Below are 19348 nucleotides of genomic sequence, written 5' to 3'. Positions count from 1 at the left end.
TGCCCTCTGCACGATCGAAACCGGGTCTGGCCAGTCGATGCGACTGGCAGAATGCGCGACCGGCGGGCTCTCCTTCGAAAGCCCGCCGGTCAATTCGTCAACGGCGCAGACCGAGCTTCTCGATCAGCGTCTGGTAGCGCGCGTCGTCCTTGCGCTTGAGATAATCAAGCAGGCTGCGGCGCTGGGAGACGAGAGCAAGCAGACCACGGCGGGAATGGTTATCCTTCTTGTGGTCCTTGAAATGGTCGGTCAGGTTCTTGATGCGCTCGGAAAGGATGGCCACCTGGACTTCCGGAGACCCGGTATCGCCCTTGGCGGTTGCGAATTCACCCATCAATTCCTGTTTGCGCTCGGCAGTAATCGACATCGTGTTTTTCCTTATCTGTTTGAGGAAACGGGTCGCCCTCAGCCGGGATGTCGTCCAGCAGGGGCCGGTGCAAGCAAAACGTCATAGCGCTATGCTGCGGCGCATATAGTGCAATTCCCCGGAAAACACCAGCCCAATTCACAAGCCGGCTTTTCAGGCTAAAATGGCAGGTTTTAGCCTTGTCAAAGCCATTTCTTCCATTTGAAGAAGGCGATCAGCCCGAACGCGACAAGCGCCATGAACAGCAGCGACAAGGGATAGCCATAATAGGCCTTCAGTTCCGGCATGTTCCAGGGCGAAGACTCCGGATCGAAATTCATGCCCCAGATGCCGACCAGGAAGGTGAGCGGCATGAAGATGACCGAGACGATGGTGAGATAGCTGATGACGTCGTTGGTGCGCGCCTGGCTCAGCGACAGGTGCATCTCGATCAGGCCGGTCAGCATGTCGCGCTGGGTTTCGACCAGCTCGATCAACCGTAGCGCATGGTCGAGCGTGTCGTTGAGGAAGATCTTGGTCTCGGCCTTCACATAGGGCACATCGTTGCGGATCAGCGTCGCCAGCGCATCGCGCATCGGCCACAGCACGCCTTTCAGCACGTTGGCGTCGCGCCGCAATTCATGCAGCTGCCGCATCTGATGCTTGTGCGGCGAATGCAGCATCTGGTCCTCGATGCTGTCGACCGTATCGCCGGCGGCCTCGATCGGCGGAAAGTAGCTGTCGACGATGGCGTCGATCAGCGCATAGGCGAGGTAATCGGCACCGCGGGCGCGCAACCGGTTGGGCGCTGAGCTTTCGATGCGCTTGCGCACGGGATCGAACGGATCGCCTTCACGCTCCTGGAAGGTGACGACGAAATTATTGCCGAAGAAGACGGCGATCTGCTCATAGCGGTGCGAGGCGACGTCGTCGATCATCCTGACGACGACGAAGGCATGATCCTCGAAAAAGTCGACCTTCGGCCGCTGGCCGGTGTTGACGACGTCCTCCAGCGCCAGCGGATGCAGGCTGAAAATGCGGCCGATCTCCTCGATCAGCGGGATGTTGGCGAGGCCGGTACAATCGAGCCAGATAACCGGCCACTTGTCGCAATGGGTGTTGAGGTCGTCGATGCTGGCATTTTCGATAGTCTTGAATTTTTCGGGCGAGATCAGCGTCAGCCTGAGTTCGCTGCGCCGCGCCGAGGGATCGGCGATCAGCGTGCCGGGCGACGCACCGACCGGCGGCCGCCGCGTTTTCACTGGTGCCCGCGTCTTCACGGTCTCAGCCTTTGCCATATGCCCCTCGTGCGAGTCCTCGCCTCGACATTAGACGACAGGAGTCACCCGGCAAAGACCCGCTTGGGCTTGAACATGCCTTGCTCGATGGCACCGATGGCGACCAGCTTGCCGCGCGCCGTGGCGCAGGCTTCCTCGGCTACCACCGGTGCATCACGGCCGCGGATGATGACTGGATTGCCGAGGCGGACCTTGGTCGCCGCATCGTCGCTGATGGCGATCTGCGGCAGGCAGTCAAGGGCGGCCGATGTATCGACCAGAAGCGCATCGATGGCGTCGAAGTCGATTGGTACTTCCACCTTGTCGACAGCCTCTGTCGTGTCAGCGGCTTCCGTTGCGTCCGTGACGTCCGTCGTGCTGTCTTCGTCCTGGACACCGAAACGGGCGGCTTCCAGTTCGGCAATGGTGACGAAATCCTCCGCCGTGAACGGCTCGACCTCGACCCGGCGCAATTCGGAAATGTGGCCGAAACAGCCGATGTCGCGGCCCATGTCGCGGGCCAGCGCGCGCACATAGGTGCCCTTGCCGCATTCGACCTCGAAAACGGTATGGTCGGCGCCATGCTCGACAACGTCCAGACGGCCGATCTCGATCTCGCGCGCGGGTATGTCGACTGTCGCGCCGTCGCGGGCCAGATCATAGGCACGCTCGCCCGCGATCTTGATGGCCGAGAATTGCGGCGGCGTCTGCATGATGACGCCAGTGTATTTCGGCAGCAGGGCGAGCACTTGGGCTTGCGACGGGCGCAGGTCGGACTCTTTCGTCACCGGACCTTCGAGGTCATCGGTGGAGCGCTCCTGCCCCCAGGCAACGGTGAAGCGATAGATCTTTGCGCCGTCCTGCACGTAGGGAACGGTCTTGGTGGCCTCGCCAAGCGCGATCGGCAGCATACCGGACGCCAGCGGGTCGAGCGTGCCGGCATGGCCGGCCTTTTCGGCCTGGAACAGCCATTTGATCTTGGAGACGGCTTCGGTCGAGCCCATGCCGACCGGCTTGTCCAGGATCAGCCAGCCCGAGATCGGCCGGCCCTTCTTCTTGCCGCGGCGCGCCACTATTCGGTGTCCTTGTTGTCGTCTTTGCCCTGATCCGCGTTTTCCTGGTCCTCAGGACCCAGATCGCGCGCCACTTCAGGTGACTTCAACAGGTCATTGATCCTGGCAAAATTGTCGAAGGAGGTGTCGAGCTTGAAGCGGAACTCCGGCATGAACTTCATCTGCCGCAGCGCGCCGGAGACACGGCCACGGACGAATTTCGCATGCTTGTTCAGCGCCTCGACCACCGCATCGGTATCCTTGGCGCCGAGCGGCGAGACGAAAGCGGTAGCGACCTTCAAATCGGGCGACATGCGCACTTCCGAGACCGACACCACGGTGTTCTCGATCAGCGGATCGATGATCTCGCCGCGCTGCAGGGTTTCGGATAGCGCATGGCGCACCTGTTCGGCGACGCGCAGCATGCGCTGGGATGGGCTGGATGTGGTTGGACGGGGCATTTTTCTCTATCCTGAAAGCGTGAGGCGCGCGATGGGACCGTGCCGCATGTCTCATATGGGTCGTTCTCAATAGACCTCGGGCGGCGGCCTCTCGGCCACCGCCCGGTATGGACAAGTCACTCGAACTCAGAGTGTCCGGGTCACCATCTCGACGCGGAAGCACTCGATGACGTCGCCGACTCGCATGTCCTCGTAGTTCTGGAAGGCCATGCCGCATTCCTGGCCGCCGGGGACTTCCGAAACTTCGTCCTTGAAGCGCTTCAGCGTCTTCAGCGTGCCTTCGTGGATGACGACGTTGTCGCGGATCAGGCGCACGCCCGCACCACGCTCGACCTTGCCTTCGGTGACACGGCAGCCGGCGATCTTGCCGACCTTGGTGATGTCGAAGATCTCGAGGATCTGCGCGTTGCCGATGAAGGTCTCGCGACGCTCCGGCGACAGCAGGCCCGACAGAGCCGCCTTCACGTCATCCACAAGGTTGTAGATGATCGAGTAATAGCGAATCTCGATGCCAGCCGCCGCTGCAGCGGCACGTGCCTGGACGTTGGCGCGAACGTTGAAGCCGATGATCGCGGCACCCGAAGTCTCGGCCAGCGACACGTCGCTTTCGGTGATGGCGCCGGCGCCGGCATGGACGATGCGCGCACGCACCTCGTCGGTGCCGAGCTTGTCGAGCGCGGCGTTGATCGCCTCGATCGAGCCCTGCACGTCGCCCTTGATGACCAGCGGGAATTCCTTCAGCCCGCTTGTCTGCAATTGCGACATCATCTGCTCGAGCGAACCGCGCTGGCCGGCATGCTTGGCAACCGCCTTCTCGCGCGCCAGACGCTGGCGGTATTCGGTGATCTCGCGGGCACGGGCCTCGTTGTTGACCACGGCGAAGCGGTCGCCGGCCTGCGGGGTGCCCTGCAAGCCAAGCACTTCCACCGGCATCGCCGGCGGCGCTTCCTTGATCTGCACGCCACGGTCGTTGACCAGCGCGCGCACCCGGCCCCATTCGTTGCCGGCAACAAGGATGTCGCCCGGCATCAGCGTGCCGGTCTGCACCAGCACGGTGGCAACGGGACCACGGCCCTTGTCGAGCTGGGCTTCGATGACGACACCCTCGGCGGTACGATCCGGATTGGCCTTCAGGTCGAGAATTTCGGCCTGCAGCAGGATCGCCTCGAGCAATTTGTCGAGATTGGTGCCCTTGGTCGCCGACACTTCGACGTCCAGAACTTCACCGCCCATGGATTCGACGAAGACCTCGTGGCGCAGCAGTTCGGAGCGCACTTTCTGCGGATCGGCATCATGCTTGTCGATCTTGTTGATCGCCACGATGATCGGAACGCCGGCCGCCTTGGCATGGCTGATCGATTCGATCGTCTGGGGCATGACGCTGTCATCGGCCGCAACCACCAGGATGGCGATGTCGGTCGCCTGGGCGCCACGAGCACGCATCGCCGTGAAGGCGGCGTGGCCGGGCGTGTCGATGAAGGTGATCTTGTGACCGTTCTTCTCGACCTGGTAGGCGCCGATGTGCTGGGTGATGCCGCCGGCTTCGCCGGAGACGACATTGGCGTTGCGGATCGCGTCGAGCAGCGAGGTCTTGCCGTGATCGACGTGACCCATGATCGTCACGACCGGCGGACGCGAAACCAGATCCTCGGCATTGTCGGCGATGTTGAACAGGCCTTCCTCGATGTCGGACTCGGCGACGCGGCGGACCGTGTGGCCGAATTCGGTAGCAACCAGCTCGGCCGTGTCGGCGTCGATGACGTCGCCCGGCTTCAGGATCTGGCCCTGCTTCATGAAGAACTTGACCAGGTCGACCGCGCGCTCGGACATGCGTTGCGCCAGTTCCTGGATGGTAATGGTCTCTGGCAGGATCACTTCGCGCATGACTTTCTCGCGCGGCTCATTGTGCATCGCGCGCTTGAATTTTTCCTGGCGGCGACGCATCGACGACAGCGACCGGGCTCGCGCGTCTTCGTCGGACAATGCTGAATTCAGCGTCAGCTTGCCGCGGCGGCGGTCTTCCTCGGCCTTGGTCGGCTTGGCCGGACGCGCCACTTCGGGCGTGACCGGACGGCGCACCGGTGCGCCGGCACCAACACGCTTCGGCTTGGCCACTTCCTCATCATCGACTGTTGCCAGTTCGGCAGCCAATGGCGCGCGTCGACGGGCCTCTTCCTCAGCCCGACGGCGGGATTCGGCTTCGGTCTGCAACCGCGCCTCTTCCTCGGCCTGGCGGCGTGCGGATTCATCGCGTTCGCGCTTGCGGCGCTCTTCGTCCTCGGCGCGACGCTTGGCATCCTCGGCGGCGCGCTGGCGGTCCTCGACCTCGCGAACTTTCGAGCCCTCGAGGGCCCTGCGGCGTGCTTCCATTTCACTGCGCGAAAGTTCGTTCAGCACCATGCCGCTGCGCTCGACGGGGGCCGGTGGCGGCGGGGGTGGCGGCGCCTTCGGTGCTTCCGGCACGACGACGGGCGCGGCCACGACCGCCGGCTTCGGTGTGAAGACGGGGGCGGCAACGGGCTCCGGCTTGTCGCCGGGCATCGAGAATTTGCGCTTCTTGGTTTCGACGACGACCTGCTTGGTGCGGCCGTGCGAGAAGTTCTGGCGCACAGTGCCCTGTTCCATACCGGGCCGCTTCAGCGTCAAGGTCTTCTTCGGCGTCACACTCAGCGTATTGTCGTCACCCGATTTCGTATCGCTCATTCCATATCCTCTGCGGCATCATCTTCGTCAGCAACAGCCGCAAGCATTGCCAGATCGTCCGGGGAACCGCCCCGATACCGGTCGAGCGCAACCATGCGCTTCTGGACCGCCCTGCCCGCGTCTCCCGCGAGAACGGCAGCATGTATCACATTTGTACCCCCCAATGCCAAGCTCAACTCGGCCTCGGAGAAAAGTTTGTAGGCAAGGATGGCGGGCCCGCCGAGATGGACTGTCGCCCGTCGCGCCTGGCTGATCTTGCGCACGCCGTCGTCGGACGCCTCGGTCGCGTGGAGCACGAAAAGCGCCAATCCACCGCGGACAGCACTTTCGACCTTGGTAGCACCAAGCGAAATTGCGCCTGCCTTGCGGGCAAGACCAAGCATGCCCAGAGCGTGCCTGGAAAGTAGCCCGTCGATCATGCCGCCAAGATCGGGCGGCACGACCACCTGTGCCTTGAAGGCGCGGGCAAAGAGGTTCTTCGCCGCAGCCTTGTCGATATGTAGGCGGTCGGCGCTCACCCAGCAACCGCGGCCGGGCAGATTTCTCTTGATGTCGGGAACGACGGCCGAATCCGGGCCGACGACAAACCGGATCAGATCATCCGGTTCGGCTTGTTTGCGCGTAACGATGCAGGTGCGATCGTTCATCTCGTCCAAGGGCGGGTTCGGTGCGATGCGGTTTCACCTCACGCACCAACGGCTTCGTCAGCCGAGACTTCTTCGGCTGCAAGCTCGTCTTCGGTGATCCAGCCGGCCTTGAGGCGGGCGGCCAGAACCATTTGTTCGGCGTCTGCGCGGGTCACGCCATGATTGGCGAGCACGCCCGGATAGACTTTTGTCTCGCCGTCCTTGCGTTCCTTCCAGCCGGTCAGGTCGTCGGCGGCATAGCCGGCGAAATCCTCGATCGTCTTCACGCCGTCCTCGCCAAGCGTCACCATCATGGCGGTGGTGACGCCGGGGATTTCGCGCAATTCGTCCGAAACGCCGAGCGCCTTGCGCTTGTCGTCGTGCTCGGCCTCGATCTTCTCCAGATATTCGCGAGCGCGGGTCTGGATTTCCGAAGCGGTGTCCTCGTCGAAACCGTCGATAGAGGCGATCTCGCCGGAATCGACATAAGCGACTTCCTCGACACTGGTGAAGCCTTCGGAGGCCAGCACCTGGCCGACCATCTCGTCGACGTCGAGGGCTTCCATGAACAGCGACGAACGCTCGACGAATTCCTTCTGGCGGCGCTCGGATTCTTCGGCCTCGGTCAGGATGTCGATATCCCAACCGGTCAGCTGCGAAGCCAGGCGCACGTTCTGGCCGCGGCGGCCGATGGCCAGCGACAGCTGGTCGTCGGGAACCACGACTTCGATGCGTTCGGCATCCTCGTCGAGCACGACCTTGGCGACTTCCGCCGGCTGCAGCGCGTTGACGATGAAGGACGCCGCCGAAGGCGACCACGGAATGATGTCGATCTTCTCGCCCTGCAATTCGCCGACGACGGCCTGGACGCGGCTGCCGCGCATGCCGACGCAGGCGCCGACCGGATCGATCGAGCTGTCGCGCGAGATGACGGCGATCTTGGCGCGCGAACCCGGGTCGCGGGCGACCGACTTGATCTCGATGATGCCGTCATAGATTTCCGGCACTTCCATGGTGAACAGCTTGGCCATGAACTGCGGATGAGTACGCGACAGGAAGATCTGCGGGCCGCGCTGCTCGCGGCGCACATCGTAGACATAGGCGCGGACGCGGTCGCCATATTTGTAGTTCTCGCGCGGGATCAGCTCATCGCGGCGGATGATCGCTTCGCCGCGGCCGAGATCGACGATGACGTTGCCGTATTCGACGCGCTTGACGGTACCGTTGACGATCTCGCCGATGCGGTCCTTGTACTCGTCATACTGGCGGTCGCGTTCGGCCTCGCGGACCTTCTGCACGATGACCTGCTTGGCCGACTGGGCGGCGATGCGGCCGAAATCCATGGGCGGCAGCTGTTCAGCGATGAAGTCGCCGAGCTGAGCGTCGGGATTGCGCTCGCGCGCCGAGGAAATGGCGATCTGCGTGGCGTAGTCATCGACCTTCTCGACGACTTCCATCAGCCGCTGCAGCTTCATCTCACCGGTGTTCGGGTTGATGTCGGCGCGGATGTTGGTCTCCTGACCGTAACGCGAGCGCGCCGCCTTCTGGATCGCATCGGCCATGGCGGCGATGACGATCGACTTGTCGATCGACTTTTCACGCGCGACCGCGTCGGCGATCTGCAGCAATTCAAGTCTGTTGGCGCTTACAACCATCGTTTTTCTCCCGAGCCTGTTTGCCGGACCTTTGCGCCCGGCAGCTCAATCATAGTTCCTGTTCGTGTTCTTCCGTGGCGTCCGCTTCCGCACCCGACTCGTCGTCGTCCGGTTCGCCGCGGCGTTTCTTGGCTTCCTTGCGCGCCCTGTTGTCCTTCGACAGGGCATCGCGGATAAGATCGTCTGTCAGGATCAAGCGCACATCGGCAATCGCATCATAGGGGACGCGCACCGTCGGCTCCTCGCCATAGGCGGCCTTGTCGCGCTCGATCAGCACATCGTCTTCGCCGGCTTCGGCGATCTTGCCCTTGAAGCGCTTGCGGTCGGCAACGACGATCGATGTTTCCATCTTCACCAGATGACCCGTCCAGGTCGTGAAATCCGATTTGCGGACCAGCGGCCGGTCGATGCCGGGCGACGAGACTTCAAGATGATAGGCCTTTTCGATCGGATCGTCGACGTCGAGCGCCGGCGACACCGCGCGGCTGACCTCTTCGCAATCCTCGACGGTCATGGTGCCGTCCTCGCGTTCGGCCATGATCTGCAGCGTCAGCCCGTTCTGGCCCGACAGATGCACCCGCACGAGGCGGAAGCCGATGCCACGCAGGACCGGCTGGACGATCAGCGCGATGCGCGCATCGATGCCGCTTTCGCGAATGATGCGATCGTCGCCCTCGCTTGCCGTTGCAGTCATTGAAGCCCTGTCGTTCTACTAGGTTATCGGCAGGTAATAAAAAAGAGCGGGACCGGGTGGACCCACTCTTCGTCATACCGACCAAGAATTTGAGGCTGATATAAACGATCATGGCCTGTGTTTCAAGCCCGCTATGCTGGTCGGGCAACGCCGCCATCGAGGCGGCCCGCGCCAGCGTTGCATGGGGTGCATGGCGCCTATGCGGCGACCCCCATGGGATTGGCGCCGAAACGCACCTACCTATGTTGCGCTGCACAAATGTGGCCGTGGGTCACACGTGCGCGAAAGGACATGATCATGAGCAATCGCAAGATATTTTCTGCAATAGGCGACTTCTTCACCGTATTCGGCAGCGCCGTGGCCGCTTCACGGGCCGTGGAAGCCGGTCGCAGGCCGCGCGCCGACGACCTGCGCAACCTCGGCGTCGAGCCTGCCGCCTTCGATCGCATCGGCCGCCGCTTCTAAGACTGCAAGCTTATTTCCGAATGAAGGTAAGATAGGCCGGCCGCCGGCCCTCACGAATGGCCTTGACCTCGTAACGGGTGCCCGGCCAGCCTTCATAGGGCCGGTGCCAGTCCGCCGCCTCGCAAGCCTGCCATGCGAACGCGCCATGCGCGCGGCAATGCAGCAGGGTCCAGTTGACATAGGTGTCGATGTCGGACGCAAAGCGGAATTTTGAACCAGGCTTCAGCACACGCGCGAACCGCTCGAGATTGACCGGGCTGACGAAGCGCCGCTTCCAGTGTTTCTTCTTCGGCCAGGGATCGGGATAGAGCAGATCGATGCCGTCGAGCGAGGCTTGCGGCAGCCAGTCGAGCAGCCTTGTGGCGTCGTCGTCATAAACCCGCAAATTGCCGAGCGGTTTCTCGCGCACCGCCATCATCATCTTGGCCATGCCGTTGACGAAGGGCTCGACGCCGATAAAGCCGATCGCTGGGGCCTCGGTCGCACGATGCAGGAGATGCTCGCCACCGCCGAAGCCAATCTCGAGGCGAACCGCGCGGACATCCGTCTCAAACAAAGCGCTGAGATCAGCCGGCGGCTCGGCCGCCAGATCGAGCCGATATGTGCCGAAGCCGCTTTCCAGCGCGGCCGCCTGCTGCGGGCGCATGGTCTTGCCGCGCCGGCGATTGAAAAAGGCTTCGGTCGCGCGGCTTGGTCTGTCCTTCGGATCCATGGCGGGACTTTGCGGTGCCGCTGTCAGGCGGCGACCGCGTCCTTGAGTGCCTTGGCGAGATCGGTCTTTTCCCAGGAGAAAGACCCATCACGGCCGGCCTTGCGGCCGAAATGGCCGTAGGACGACGTCTTGGCGTAGATCGGTTTGTTGAGATCGAGGTGACGGCGGATGCCCGACGGCGACAGATCCATCACCGTGCGCAACGCGTCCTCGAGCTTTGCCTCGTCGACCTTGCCGGTACCGTGCAAGTCGACATAGACCGACAGCGGCTGAGCAACGCCGATGGCGTAGGAAAGCTGGATGGTGCAGCGGTCGGCGAGTTTCGCCGCCACGACGTTCTTGGCCAGGTAGCGCGCCGCATAGGCCGCCGAACGATCCACCTTGGTGGTGTCCTTGCCGGAGAAGGCGCCGCCGCCATGGGGTGCGGCACCACCATAGGTGTCGACGATGATCTTGCGGCCGGTCAGTCCGGCATCGCCGTCCGGCCCGCCAATGACGAACTTGCCGGTCGGATTGATGTACCACATGCAATCGTCGGCGATCTTGAGGTCGCCCAGCGCCTCTCGGATATAGGGTTCGACGACCTTGCGGACCTTCTTCGAATCCCAGCTCGCATCGAGATGCTGTGTGGACAGCACGATCTGCGTCGCCTCGGCGGCCTTGCCGTCGACATAGCGAACGGTGACTTGGCTCTTGGCATCCGGCCCGAGCTTGCCGGCTTCACCGCTGCCTTCGTGACGGGCGGCAGCCAGCAGTTCGAGGATCTTGTGGCTGTAGTAGATCGGCGCCGGCATCAGATCCGGCGTCTCGCGACAGGCGTAACCGAACATGATGCCCTGGTCGCCGGCACCCTCTTCGCCCTGACGGTCGGAGGCATTGTCGACGCCCTGGCCGATGTCAGGCGACTGGCCGTGCAGCAGAACCTCGATCTTCGCCGTTTTCCAATGAAAGCCGGCCTGCTCGTAGCCGATTTCGCGGATCGCCTTGCGGGCGACCGATTTGAACTTGGCCGGATTGACGACCGAATGCCCGGCGGCATCCTTGAGAATATTGCCGGCCTTGTCCCGCTTGAGCAACGTGTCGGGAACACGCACTTCGCCGGCGATCACGACACGGTTGGTGGTGGCCAGCGTCTCGCAGGCGACACGGACTTTCCACGGGTCCATGCCGGTCTTCTTGGCTTCGCGATACACCAGATCGACGATCTCGTCGGAAATCCGGTCACAGACTTTGTCGGGATGGCCCTCGGCAACGGATTCCGAGGTAAAGAAGTAGTTCTGCCGCGTCACGGGTGTCCCCTCTTGAAAAACGATCGGCAGGCTGCCGATTTTGGCGCGCCACGTGTTAGCGGGGCGAAGCGCCGCTCGTCAAGCGGTGCTTCGGTTCTGGCATGATGTCGATGCAGTTATCTTGTGCCACCGGCGGCAAGACGCCGCCAGTCCTGGCGTGATTGCCGATCAGTCGGGATCGTCGGTGGAGAGGGACTTGACCAGGTCTATGATCCTGCGGCGCACCTTGGCGTCCGCGATCTTGACAAAGGCCCGGTTGAGCTGGAGTCCTTCGGGACTGCCGCAGAATTCGACGGCGAAAGCCATCGACGCGTCCTCGGCAAATCCGCGGCCCGCCACGGGCTCCTGGCCGGGCGCATCCTCGAAAAAGAAGGCGACAGGCACGCCGAGTATGGACGCTATCGCCTGCAATCGGCTGGCGCCGACGCGGTTGGTGCCTTTTTCATATTTCTGAATCTGTTGAAATGTGATGCCGAGGTTTTCTCCCAGCTTTTCCTGGCTCATTCCCAGCATGTTGCGGCGAAGCCGGATGCGACTGCCAACATGGATGTCGATCGGATTCGGTTTCTTCTTGTTGTCTTCTGTCATTTTTTCCTCGCCGAATTTTTTCGGCTTTCTCTATTTTTTTCCTGCCCAAACAAAGCCGGAGGCAACTGCCCCAACAGAACGATCCACCGGCTTCGAGAAATTTTCAGGCACTTACAGTATGAGTTTCTAATGTGTGGGCTGTCAATTCACCCGTAGCCTTTGCCTTACGTTCAACAGCGCTGCCCCAACGGCAAACAGCAACATGATCAGCATTCCGTTAATGCGCCGTTGGCCGGGAGATATGAGCGCCTGTCCGGAAATCGGTATGTGGGCGTCGATGGCGCCGCGTGCGTCGATCGCAAGCGCATCGACGATGCGCCCACGCGGATCGACGACGGCCGAGATGCCGTTGTTGGCAGCACGCACCAATGGCAATCCATTTTCCACCGCACGGATCTGGGCCTGCCTGAAATGCTGATACGGACCCGGCGTGTCGCCGAACCACGCATCGTTGGTAACGTTCACAATAAGCTGCGCTGACGCAGCGTCAACTGCCACAAGATCGGGAAAGATCACCTCATAACAGATAAATGGCAGCGCACGGATGCCATCGGGCAGCGTGATGGCGTGGCGCTCATTGCCGGCCGCGAAACTCATCGGCCCGGCAACCAGTTGCTCGATGCCGAAACGCTGGAGCAGATCGGCGAAAGGCAGGTATTCGCCGAACGGCACCAGGTGAACCTTGTCGACGGCGTCAGCGATTTCACCCTTGTCGTCGATCGCCACCACGGAGTTGTAGTAACGGCTGTCGGCATTCGCGGCCGAACCGCCTTCCTCGCGAACGACGCCGGCAATCAGCATCTGGCCGGGTCCGAGCATGTCCCCCAGCGCCGTCAATGCGTCCGGACGCTCGGTGAAGAGGAACGGCACCGAGGTTTCGGGCCACAAGATCAGTTGCGGCTTTTGATGGCCTGGGTCCGGCGCCTTGGCCGAGAGCCCCATCAGGACCGCGAAGATGCGGTCGCGCACCGAGGCATCCCATTTTTCCGACAGGTCAACGGCCGGCTGGACGATGCGGACATCCAGGCTGCGTGAAGCTGGCGGTTCGGGAGCGGCAAGCCTGACATAGCCGAAGCCGACATGGGCGGCGGCGAGCACGACAAACAGTGCCGCGCCGAGGCGCAGATGCCGACGTGCCGCCAGCAGTGCCGGCAATGCGAAGACGAACACCGCGAGCGCGTTCATGCCGATCATGCCCGTCACCGAGACGCTCTGCATCAGCAGCGGCACGGGCATGGCCGCGTAGCCGACGGCATTCCAGGGAAAACCGGTGAACAGGAAATCGCGCAGCCATTCCGCCAGGCCGAAGCCGAAGGCAAGGGCGGCGATGCGGCCAATGTCGTTGCTCCACAGCAGCCGGGCAACGATTGCCGCAAAGCCGTAGAAAAAGGCGAGCATGAAAGGAATGCCGACCACCGCGAAGGGAAGCGCCCAGGCAAAACTGTCGGCCTCGACCAGCAGCGCCGAGCCGATCCACCAGAGGCCGGCGAGGAAATAGCCGAAACCGAACCACCAACCGACGGCGAAAGCCGGCCGCAGGCGCTGGAACAGGCTGCCGGAAGCTTCGCCGGTGGCGCCGTCGAGCAGCCAGACCAGCAGCGGAAACGAGACGAAACAGGCGGCGAAGAAATCGTAAGGCGCCTGCCCAAGCACGGCAAAAGCGCCTGCGAGAAACGCCACGAGCGCACGCCGCCAACCCCAAAGCAGAATTATCCGGCCGGTGAGGCGCTCCATGCATACTTCCGAGTCGCGAATCAGGACACAAGATTTAACAGGCTGCGCTCCGCGCTCCAAACGGCGGATGGGCTGGCTGAGATGCACAGCTTCGGCCTGCCCTACCGGTGCCAACCCTCGATTTGGACGCCGCCCAGCCGCTCGGCCTCCTCGCGCGGAACCGAACGGATGGTCTGCGTGAAGGTCCAGACATGGCCTTCGGGGTCGCGTGCACGATACTGGCGCTCGCCGTAGAACTGATCCGCCGGCTCCTGGATTATATCAGCGTCGACCGCCCGCGCCTGCTCGCAATGCGCATCCAGGCCGCGCTTCAGCCTGACATAGATCGACTGCGTGTTCTTGCCCAAGACCGAAGCCGGGCTGGCAACATAATCGCTCCATTCGGAATCTACGATGATGTAGCTGTCGCCGAATCGCATCTCTGCATGGACGAGTTTCCCTCGGCATCGCTGACCACCATGCTGCGCGCGAAGCCTAAGGCTGCTTCCAGCCAGTCCAGCGCGGCACGAGGGTCCTTATAGAAAACACCGGACCCCAGACTTGGATGCTTGAAGGGGTCCTCGACCGCCATCCCTAAGCGCCTGGATTCTGGTTTTGCCGCATGATGTTCATTCGAAAAGTCTGCAACTTTTCGGCATCATGCTTAAGCCCTGGTTTTGCCGCATGATGTTCATCCAAAAAGTCTGCAACTTTTCGGCATCATGCTTACGCCTGTTCGGTGCGCGCGGTGGCGCGCCGGCGGCGCTCACCCTTCTGGCTCTGCACGATGCGCACGCGCTTGACGCGGCGCGGATCGGCGTCGAGGACGTGGAACTCGAAGCCGGGTATGGCCTGCACCACCTCGCCGCGGGCCGGAACACGGCCAAGCGTGTTGAAAATCATGCCGCCGATCGTGTCGACATATTCGCCATGTTCACCGGCGGCGAAATCCCCGCCGATCATCTTGGCGACGTCGTCGATCTCGGCCTTGCCGTCGACGATGAACACGCCGTCGCCGCTCTGGGTGATCATCGGCTCGTCGTCGTCATGCTCGTCCTCGATGTCGCCGACCACCATCTCGACGATGTCTTCCAGCGAGGCGAGGCCGTCGGTGCCGCCATATTCGTCGATGACCAGCGCCATCTGGGTGCGCGTCGTCTGCATGCGGCCCATCAGGTCGGAGGCAAGCATCGACGGCGGCACGAACAGCACCGGGCGGATCAGATTGAGGTCGCCAATGGTGCGTGCGAGGTCGACCTGGGCAAGATCGAGAACCGTGGCAGCGGGGGTTTTCCTGGTCGTGCGGCCCTTCTTGACGCGCGCGATCTTGGTGATGTGGGCCAGCACGTCACGGATATGGACCATGCCGCGCGGATCATCGAGCGTCTCGGAATAGACCGGCATGCGCGAATGGCCGGATTGTTCGAAAGTGCCCAGGAGATCGCCGAGCGTCGTCGTGATTTCGACCCCCTGAATGTCGGCGCGCGGTACCATGACGTCCTCGACGCGCACTTCGCGCAGCCGCAGGATGTTGTTGAGCATGGCGCGTTCGCCGGGCGAGAAGGCGCCGGCATCGCTCGTCGTCTCGGCTAGCGCGCCGGCAATTTCCTCACGCAGGCTGGTTCCGTTGCGTTGCCTGAACAGGCCCAGAACGCGGTCGAACAGTGAGGGACCGGCAGGCAACGTCTCGCTGGCAGCGCTGCCAGCACCGGCAGCAGCAGAGGTACTGCTAGCGCCAGACGTAACGGTACTCGGACTTGATCCCTCTTCCGACGTGTCGGAAGCCTTGTTCGCACTGCCGGCGTCGGGGCGGGCGGCAGTCTCTGGTTTGTCGTTCATCGTCGTCCGGTCAATTGATCAGATGTAGTTACGCGTAGGGGTCGGGAATGGCAAGCCTTGCAAGCGCCGCGCGTTCGACGGCTTCCATCGCCTCGGCCTCGGCCTCGGTCTCGTGATCGTAGCCCAGCAAATGCAGCAGGCCGTGGATGACGAGATGGGTGATATGGTTCTCGACCGGCTTGTCTTCCAGTGCCGCTTCATGGGCGACCGTTTCGGCGGCCAGCACGATGTCGCCCAGCATCGGCGGCAACGGACCGCCTTGCGCAAACGGAAAAGCCGGGAAAGACAAGACGTTGGTCGGCTTGTCCTTGCCGCGCCAGCCGGCATTGAGGAGCTGGACATGGGCGTCGTCGGTAAAAACGAGGCTGAGTTCGGAACGGCCCGCCACGCCGGTTTCGGCAAAAGCCGCCTTGACCGCGCCATCGACCAGCCGCGTCAGGCTTACCTCGTCGGGCCAGTTGCCCGCCTCAACCGATATGTCGATGTCGACGGGAACATTCCCGTCGCCGGATATTATGTCCTCAGGCATGAAGCCGCATCGTCAACATCAATTCTCGGCGCCGAGGCCGCGCGCCAGCTTGGCGTCCCGGTCGTAGGCCCTGACGATTTCCGCCACCAGTGGATGGCGGACCACATCGCCGTCGTTGAAGCGCACGGTGACCGCGCCCGCCACACCGTCCAGCACGCGCAAGGCTTCGACCAGGCCCGATTTGGTGTTGGAGGGAAGGTCGATCTGGGTCGGGTCGCCGGTGACGATCATGCGCGAATTTTCGCCCAGACGCGTCAGGAACATCTTCATCTGCATCGGCGTGGTGTTCTGCGCCTCGTCGAGGATGACGGCGGCATGCGCCAGCGTGCGGCCGCGCATGAAGGCGAGCGGCGCGATCTCGATCACTTCGGCGGCAATGGCGCGCTCAACCTTGTCGGCGGGCATCATGTCGTAGAGCGCATCATAGAGCGGCCGCAGATAGGGATCGACCTTCTCCTTCATGTCGCCGGGCAGGAAGCCCAGCCGTTCGCCGGCCTCGACCGCAGGCCGCGAGAGAATGATGCGCTCGACCATGCCGCGCTCGAGCAGCATCGCCGCATGCGCCACCGCCAGATAGGTCTTGCCGGTGCCGGCCGGGCCGATGCCGAACACCAGTTCCGACCGTTCCAGCGCCCGCATATAGGCGTCCTGGTTGAGTGAACGGGCATAGATCGTCTTCTTGCGGGTGGCGATCTGGGCGGCGGAAACCTTGCCCTTACGCTCCAGCGTCGGCAGGGTCAGCTGATCGTCGGCGGCAATCGCCATGCGCACGGCGCCATCGACGTCGGACTGGCCGATATCGACGCCCTTCTGGAGAATGCCGTAGAGATTGTCGAGCGCGCGGCGCGCCTGCTCGGCGGCCGACGCCGAACCCTTGATGGTCAGCTGGTTGCCGCGTGAGCGGATGTCGACGCCAAGCTTCTGCTCCAGCCTGGCGAGGTTTTCGTCGAACTGACCATAAAGGGCGCTGGCAAGCTTGTTGTTGTCGAAAGTCAGAACGATGTGCGCCATGTCAGAAGCCCCAGATGCCGGTACCGGGGGCAGGTTCTTCAGCTCTGCTGCGCTCAACCGTCTCTCCTCATCTGCCGAGACCCTCAGGCCAATTCGGCGAACAGGCTATTGTAGCCCGTCTTCGTGATTCGCACCTGGATAATGTCACCGATTTCGCCGGCCTTTTCATCAACAATAACCGGCTGCAGCCAAGGTGAGCGGCCAACCTTCTGGCCAGCCTGACGGCCGGGCTTCTCGATCAGCGTGTCGATGGTGCTTCCAACGAGGCTCAAGCCGAAATCCTGCTGCTGCTTCACAAGCAGAGCCTGCAGCCGCTGCAAGCGCTCGTCCTTGACCGTTTCGGGCACATGATCGGACATTTCGGCGCCCGGCGTGCCGGGGCGCGGCGAATATTTGAACGAGAAGGCCGAGGCGTAATTCACCTGACGCACCAACTCCATCGTCGCCTCGAAATCCGCTTCTGTCTCGCCGGGGAAGCCAACGATGAAGTCGCCGGAGAGCGCGATGTCAGGCCGCGCGGCACGGATACGGTCGAGCAGCGCCAGATAATCCCTCGCCGTGTGCCGGCGATTCATCGCCTTGAGGATGCGGTCGGAGCCGGATTGCACCGGAAGATGCAGATAGGGCATCAACGCCGGCAGATCGCGATGGGCCGCTATCAGTTCGTCATCCATGTCGCGCGGGTGGCTGGTGGTGTAGCGCAGACGCGCCAGCCCGGGGATTTCGGCCAGCCTGAAGAGCAGGCGGCCAAGGCCCCACTCCTCGGTCTTGCCCCCTTTGGCCTCGCCCCGGCCATGCCAGGCATTGACGTTCTGGCCAAGCAGCGTCACTTCGCGCACGCCGGCTTCGGCCAGGCGCTCAGCCTCCGCGACAATCTGCGCCACCGGCCGGGAGACTTCGGAGCCCCTTGTGTAGGGCACAACGCAGAAGGTGCAGAACTTGTCGCAGCCTTCCTGCACGGTGAGGAAGGCGGTGACGCCGCGCTTGATGACCTCGGCGCGCTTGGGCTGCGGCAGATGCTCGAACTTGTCCTCGATGGCGTAGTCGGTCTCGACGATCTTTTCGCCGCCGCGCACCCGCGCCAGCACGTCCGGGAGCCGGTGATAGGTCTGCGGACCGATGACCAGGTCGACGGCAGGCGAACGGCGGATGATCTCGGCGCCTTCGGCCTGCGCCACGCAGCCGGCGACGCCGACCAGCATCTCACGGCCGGCCAGGGCACGCTCGGCTTTCATGTCGCGGATACGGCCGAGCTCGGAATAGACCTTTTCGGCCGCCTTCTCCCTGATATGACAGGTGTTCAGCAACACCAGGTCGGCCTCGCCAATGGCATCGGTCGCGGAATAGCCGTCGGCAGCCAGCGCATCGGCCATACGCTGTGAATCATAGACATTCATCTGGCAGCCATAGGTCTTGATGAAGACTTTTCTCGCTGCCGCGGGAAGCACCGCCGGCTGTCCAGCCGTAGTGCCGATGTCGTCGCTTTCTATCGTGTTCAAGTCCATAAGGCGGCTTCTAACGCCTTTCCGTGACAAAAAACAGACGATTCTCGGCGCGCCAGCAAGGGCATGCCGGAGCTACCGGCTCGGCCGCGGGTCGGCAAGCGCCGCCTGCATCATCTCACGCACCTGGCTTTCCATCAGTTTCGACGTCTCCTTGCGGTTCGAACCCTTGGAAAAGGCGATTGCCTCGCCGAAATGCACCTCGACGTCGAGCGCGCCCTCAGCGAGCAATACCTTGAGATGCGGCATCAGATCCTCATCGCCGATCCAGGCGGCAAGCGGGCGATGCCGGCGGCCGAGCGGCACGCCGTGCAGACGCGTATAGGCGATCGCCACCGGCTGGATGAACACCTGTTCCGCCGCGCCTTCGGAAATCGCCATCGAGGCGGCGCCGAACAGCGTGCTCTTGAACGGCAGGACCATATTGCCGTCGCCGGTCGAGCCCTCGGCAAACAGCACCATCGCATCGCCCTTGGCCATGCGGCTGGCAATCTCGCTTGCCTGGTCGCCCGACGATCGCTTGCGCTCGCGCTCGATGAACACGGTGCGCTGCAGCTTCGACAGCATGCCGATCAACGGCCAGCCTTCCATATCCGCCCTGGCGATGAACTTTACGTCGGCAAAAGAGCCGAGCACCATGATGTCGGTCCAGGAGATGTGATTGGACGCAACCAGCAGCGGGCGCTTGTCGGACAGCGTTCCCTTGACATGGATGCGCATGCCGAGCGCCCTGACGATCAGCCTGTGCCAGATCTTGAGGATGAAGGTTTCCGGCCACCAGCCGGTCTTCATCGACAGGATCTGTAACGGCACGAGGACCAGCGAACCGGCGACAACGAGGCCCAGCGCCAGGAAAATCCTGATTTTCTTGATCATCGCCTCATCC

General features: G+C 62.8%; 19 protein-coding genes. 1 reads left to right on the top strand and 18 read right to left on the bottom strand.

Going from position 1 to position 19348, the window contains the following annotated elements; translation table 11 throughout:
- Positions 1 to 97: 97 nt before the first annotated feature.
- The 8 genes from rpsO to rimP form a co-directional block, all read right to left on the bottom strand.
- Positions 98 to 409, bottom strand: coding sequence for a 30S ribosomal protein S15 (rpsO, locus tag NKH95_RS23065; RefSeq protein WP_269470859.1), 312 nt, complete (start codon positions 407 to 409; stop codon positions 98 to 100).
- Between the two features lie 140 nt (positions 410 to 549).
- Positions 550 to 1644, bottom strand: coding sequence for a magnesium/cobalt transporter CorA (gene corA, locus NKH95_RS23060; RefSeq protein ID WP_023811403.1), 1095 nt, complete (start codon positions 1642 to 1644; stop codon positions 550 to 552).
- A 44-nt stretch (positions 1645 to 1688) separates the two neighbouring features.
- A complete protein-coding gene (gene truB, locus NKH95_RS23055; protein ID WP_352439654.1) occupies positions 1689 to 2696 on the bottom strand; it encodes a tRNA pseudouridine(55) synthase TruB in 1008 nt (335 codons plus the stop codon).
- A complete protein-coding gene (gene rbfA, locus NKH95_RS23050; protein ID WP_352439655.1) occupies positions 2696 to 3136 on the bottom strand; it encodes a 30S ribosome-binding factor RbfA in 441 nt (146 codons plus the stop codon). The genes truB and rbfA overlap by 1 nt, the downstream gene beginning before the upstream one ends.
- Before the next feature lie 126 nt (positions 3137 to 3262).
- The gene (gene infB, locus NKH95_RS23045) at positions 3263 to 5839 is read right to left on the bottom strand and encodes a translation initiation factor IF-2 (RefSeq protein ID WP_352439656.1); all 2577 of its coding nucleotides are present in this window, start codon (positions 5837 to 5839) and stop codon (positions 3263 to 3265) included.
- Positions 5836 to 6486, bottom strand: a complete 651-nt coding sequence (locus tag NKH95_RS23040; RefSeq protein ID WP_023811407.1) for an RNA-binding protein — start codon at positions 6484 to 6486, stop codon at positions 5836 to 5838. Before NKH95_RS23040 ends, infB begins: the two co-directional genes overlap by 4 nt.
- Positions 6487 to 6524: 38 nt before the next feature.
- A complete protein-coding gene (nusA, locus tag NKH95_RS23035; RefSeq protein WP_013527896.1) occupies positions 6525 to 8120 on the bottom strand; it encodes a transcription termination factor NusA in 1596 nt (531 codons plus the stop codon).
- 49 nt (positions 8121 to 8169) lie between these two features.
- Positions 8170 to 8814 carry a ribosome maturation factor RimP gene (gene rimP / locus NKH95_RS23030; protein ID WP_013527897.1) on the bottom strand — a complete coding sequence of 215 codons (645 nt, stop codon included), beginning with the start codon at positions 8812 to 8814 and terminating at the stop codon, positions 8170 to 8172.
- Between the two features lie 297 nt (positions 8815 to 9111).
- On the opposite strand from rimP, the gene NKH95_RS23025 reads away from it, so the two are divergent.
- Entirely contained in the window at positions 9112 to 9279 is a 168-nt protein-coding gene (locus tag NKH95_RS23025; protein ID WP_013527898.1) for a hypothetical protein, read from the top strand.
- A gap of 10 nt (positions 9280 to 9289) precedes the next feature.
- On the opposite strand, the gene trmB is transcribed toward NKH95_RS23025, so the two are convergent.
- From trmB to olsA, 10 genes are all read right to left on the bottom strand, one after another.
- A complete protein-coding gene (gene trmB, locus NKH95_RS23020; protein WP_352893316.1) occupies positions 9290 to 9991 on the bottom strand; it encodes a tRNA (guanine(46)-N(7))-methyltransferase TrmB in 702 nt (233 codons plus the stop codon).
- Positions 9992 to 10014: 23 nt separating this feature from the next.
- Entirely contained in the window at positions 10015 to 11280 is a 1266-nt protein-coding gene (gene metK, locus NKH95_RS23015) for a methionine adenosyltransferase (RefSeq protein WP_023811409.1), read from the bottom strand.
- A 168-nt stretch (positions 11281 to 11448) separates the two neighbouring features.
- On the bottom strand, positions 11449 to 11868 hold the full coding sequence (locus tag NKH95_RS23010; protein WP_023811410.1) for a helix-turn-helix domain-containing protein: 420 nt from the start codon (positions 11866 to 11868) through the stop codon (positions 11449 to 11451).
- 141 nt (positions 11869 to 12009) lie between these two features.
- Positions 12010 to 13602: an apolipoprotein N-acyltransferase gene (gene lnt, locus NKH95_RS23005; protein ID WP_128304329.1), complete on the bottom strand. Its 1593-nt coding sequence runs from the start codon at positions 13600 to 13602 to the stop codon at positions 12010 to 12012.
- 101 nt (positions 13603 to 13703) lie between these two features.
- Positions 13704 to 14021 carry a VOC family protein gene (locus tag NKH95_RS23000; protein WP_245273216.1) on the bottom strand — a complete coding sequence of 106 codons (318 nt, stop codon included), beginning with the start codon at positions 14019 to 14021 and terminating at the stop codon, positions 13704 to 13706.
- A gap of 286 nt (positions 14022 to 14307) precedes the next feature.
- Positions 14308 to 15420: a hemolysin family protein gene (locus tag NKH95_RS22995; protein ID WP_023811412.1), complete on the bottom strand. Its 1113-nt coding sequence runs from the start codon at positions 15418 to 15420 to the stop codon at positions 14308 to 14310.
- 28 nt (positions 15421 to 15448) lie between these two features.
- A complete protein-coding gene (gene ybeY, locus NKH95_RS22990) occupies positions 15449 to 15949 on the bottom strand; it encodes an rRNA maturation RNase YbeY (protein ID WP_023811413.1) in 501 nt (166 codons plus the stop codon).
- Positions 15950 to 15967: 18 nt separating this feature from the next.
- Entirely contained in the window at positions 15968 to 16960 is a 993-nt protein-coding gene (locus tag NKH95_RS22985) for a PhoH family protein (RefSeq protein ID WP_023758127.1), read from the bottom strand.
- An 83-nt stretch (positions 16961 to 17043) separates the two neighbouring features.
- Positions 17044 to 18465 (bottom strand): tRNA (N6-isopentenyl adenosine(37)-C2)-methylthiotransferase MiaB, encoded by a 1422-nt coding sequence (gene miaB / locus NKH95_RS22980; protein ID WP_023811414.1) that lies wholly within the window; start codon positions 18463 to 18465, stop codon positions 17044 to 17046.
- A 72-nt stretch (positions 18466 to 18537) separates the two neighbouring features.
- The gene (olsA, locus tag NKH95_RS22975; RefSeq protein WP_023811415.1) at positions 18538 to 19338 is read right to left on the bottom strand and encodes a lyso-ornithine lipid O-acyltransferase; all 801 of its coding nucleotides are present in this window, start codon (positions 19336 to 19338) and stop codon (positions 18538 to 18540) included.
- Between the last annotated feature and the right edge of the window lie 10 nt (positions 19339 to 19348).

It is taken from the genome of Mesorhizobium sp. M0848 (assembly GCF_040319805.1).
Classification (GTDB): Bacteria; Pseudomonadota; Alphaproteobacteria; order Rhizobiales; family Rhizobiaceae; genus Mesorhizobium.
This window is presented reverse-complemented; position numbering and strand designations above follow the sequence as displayed.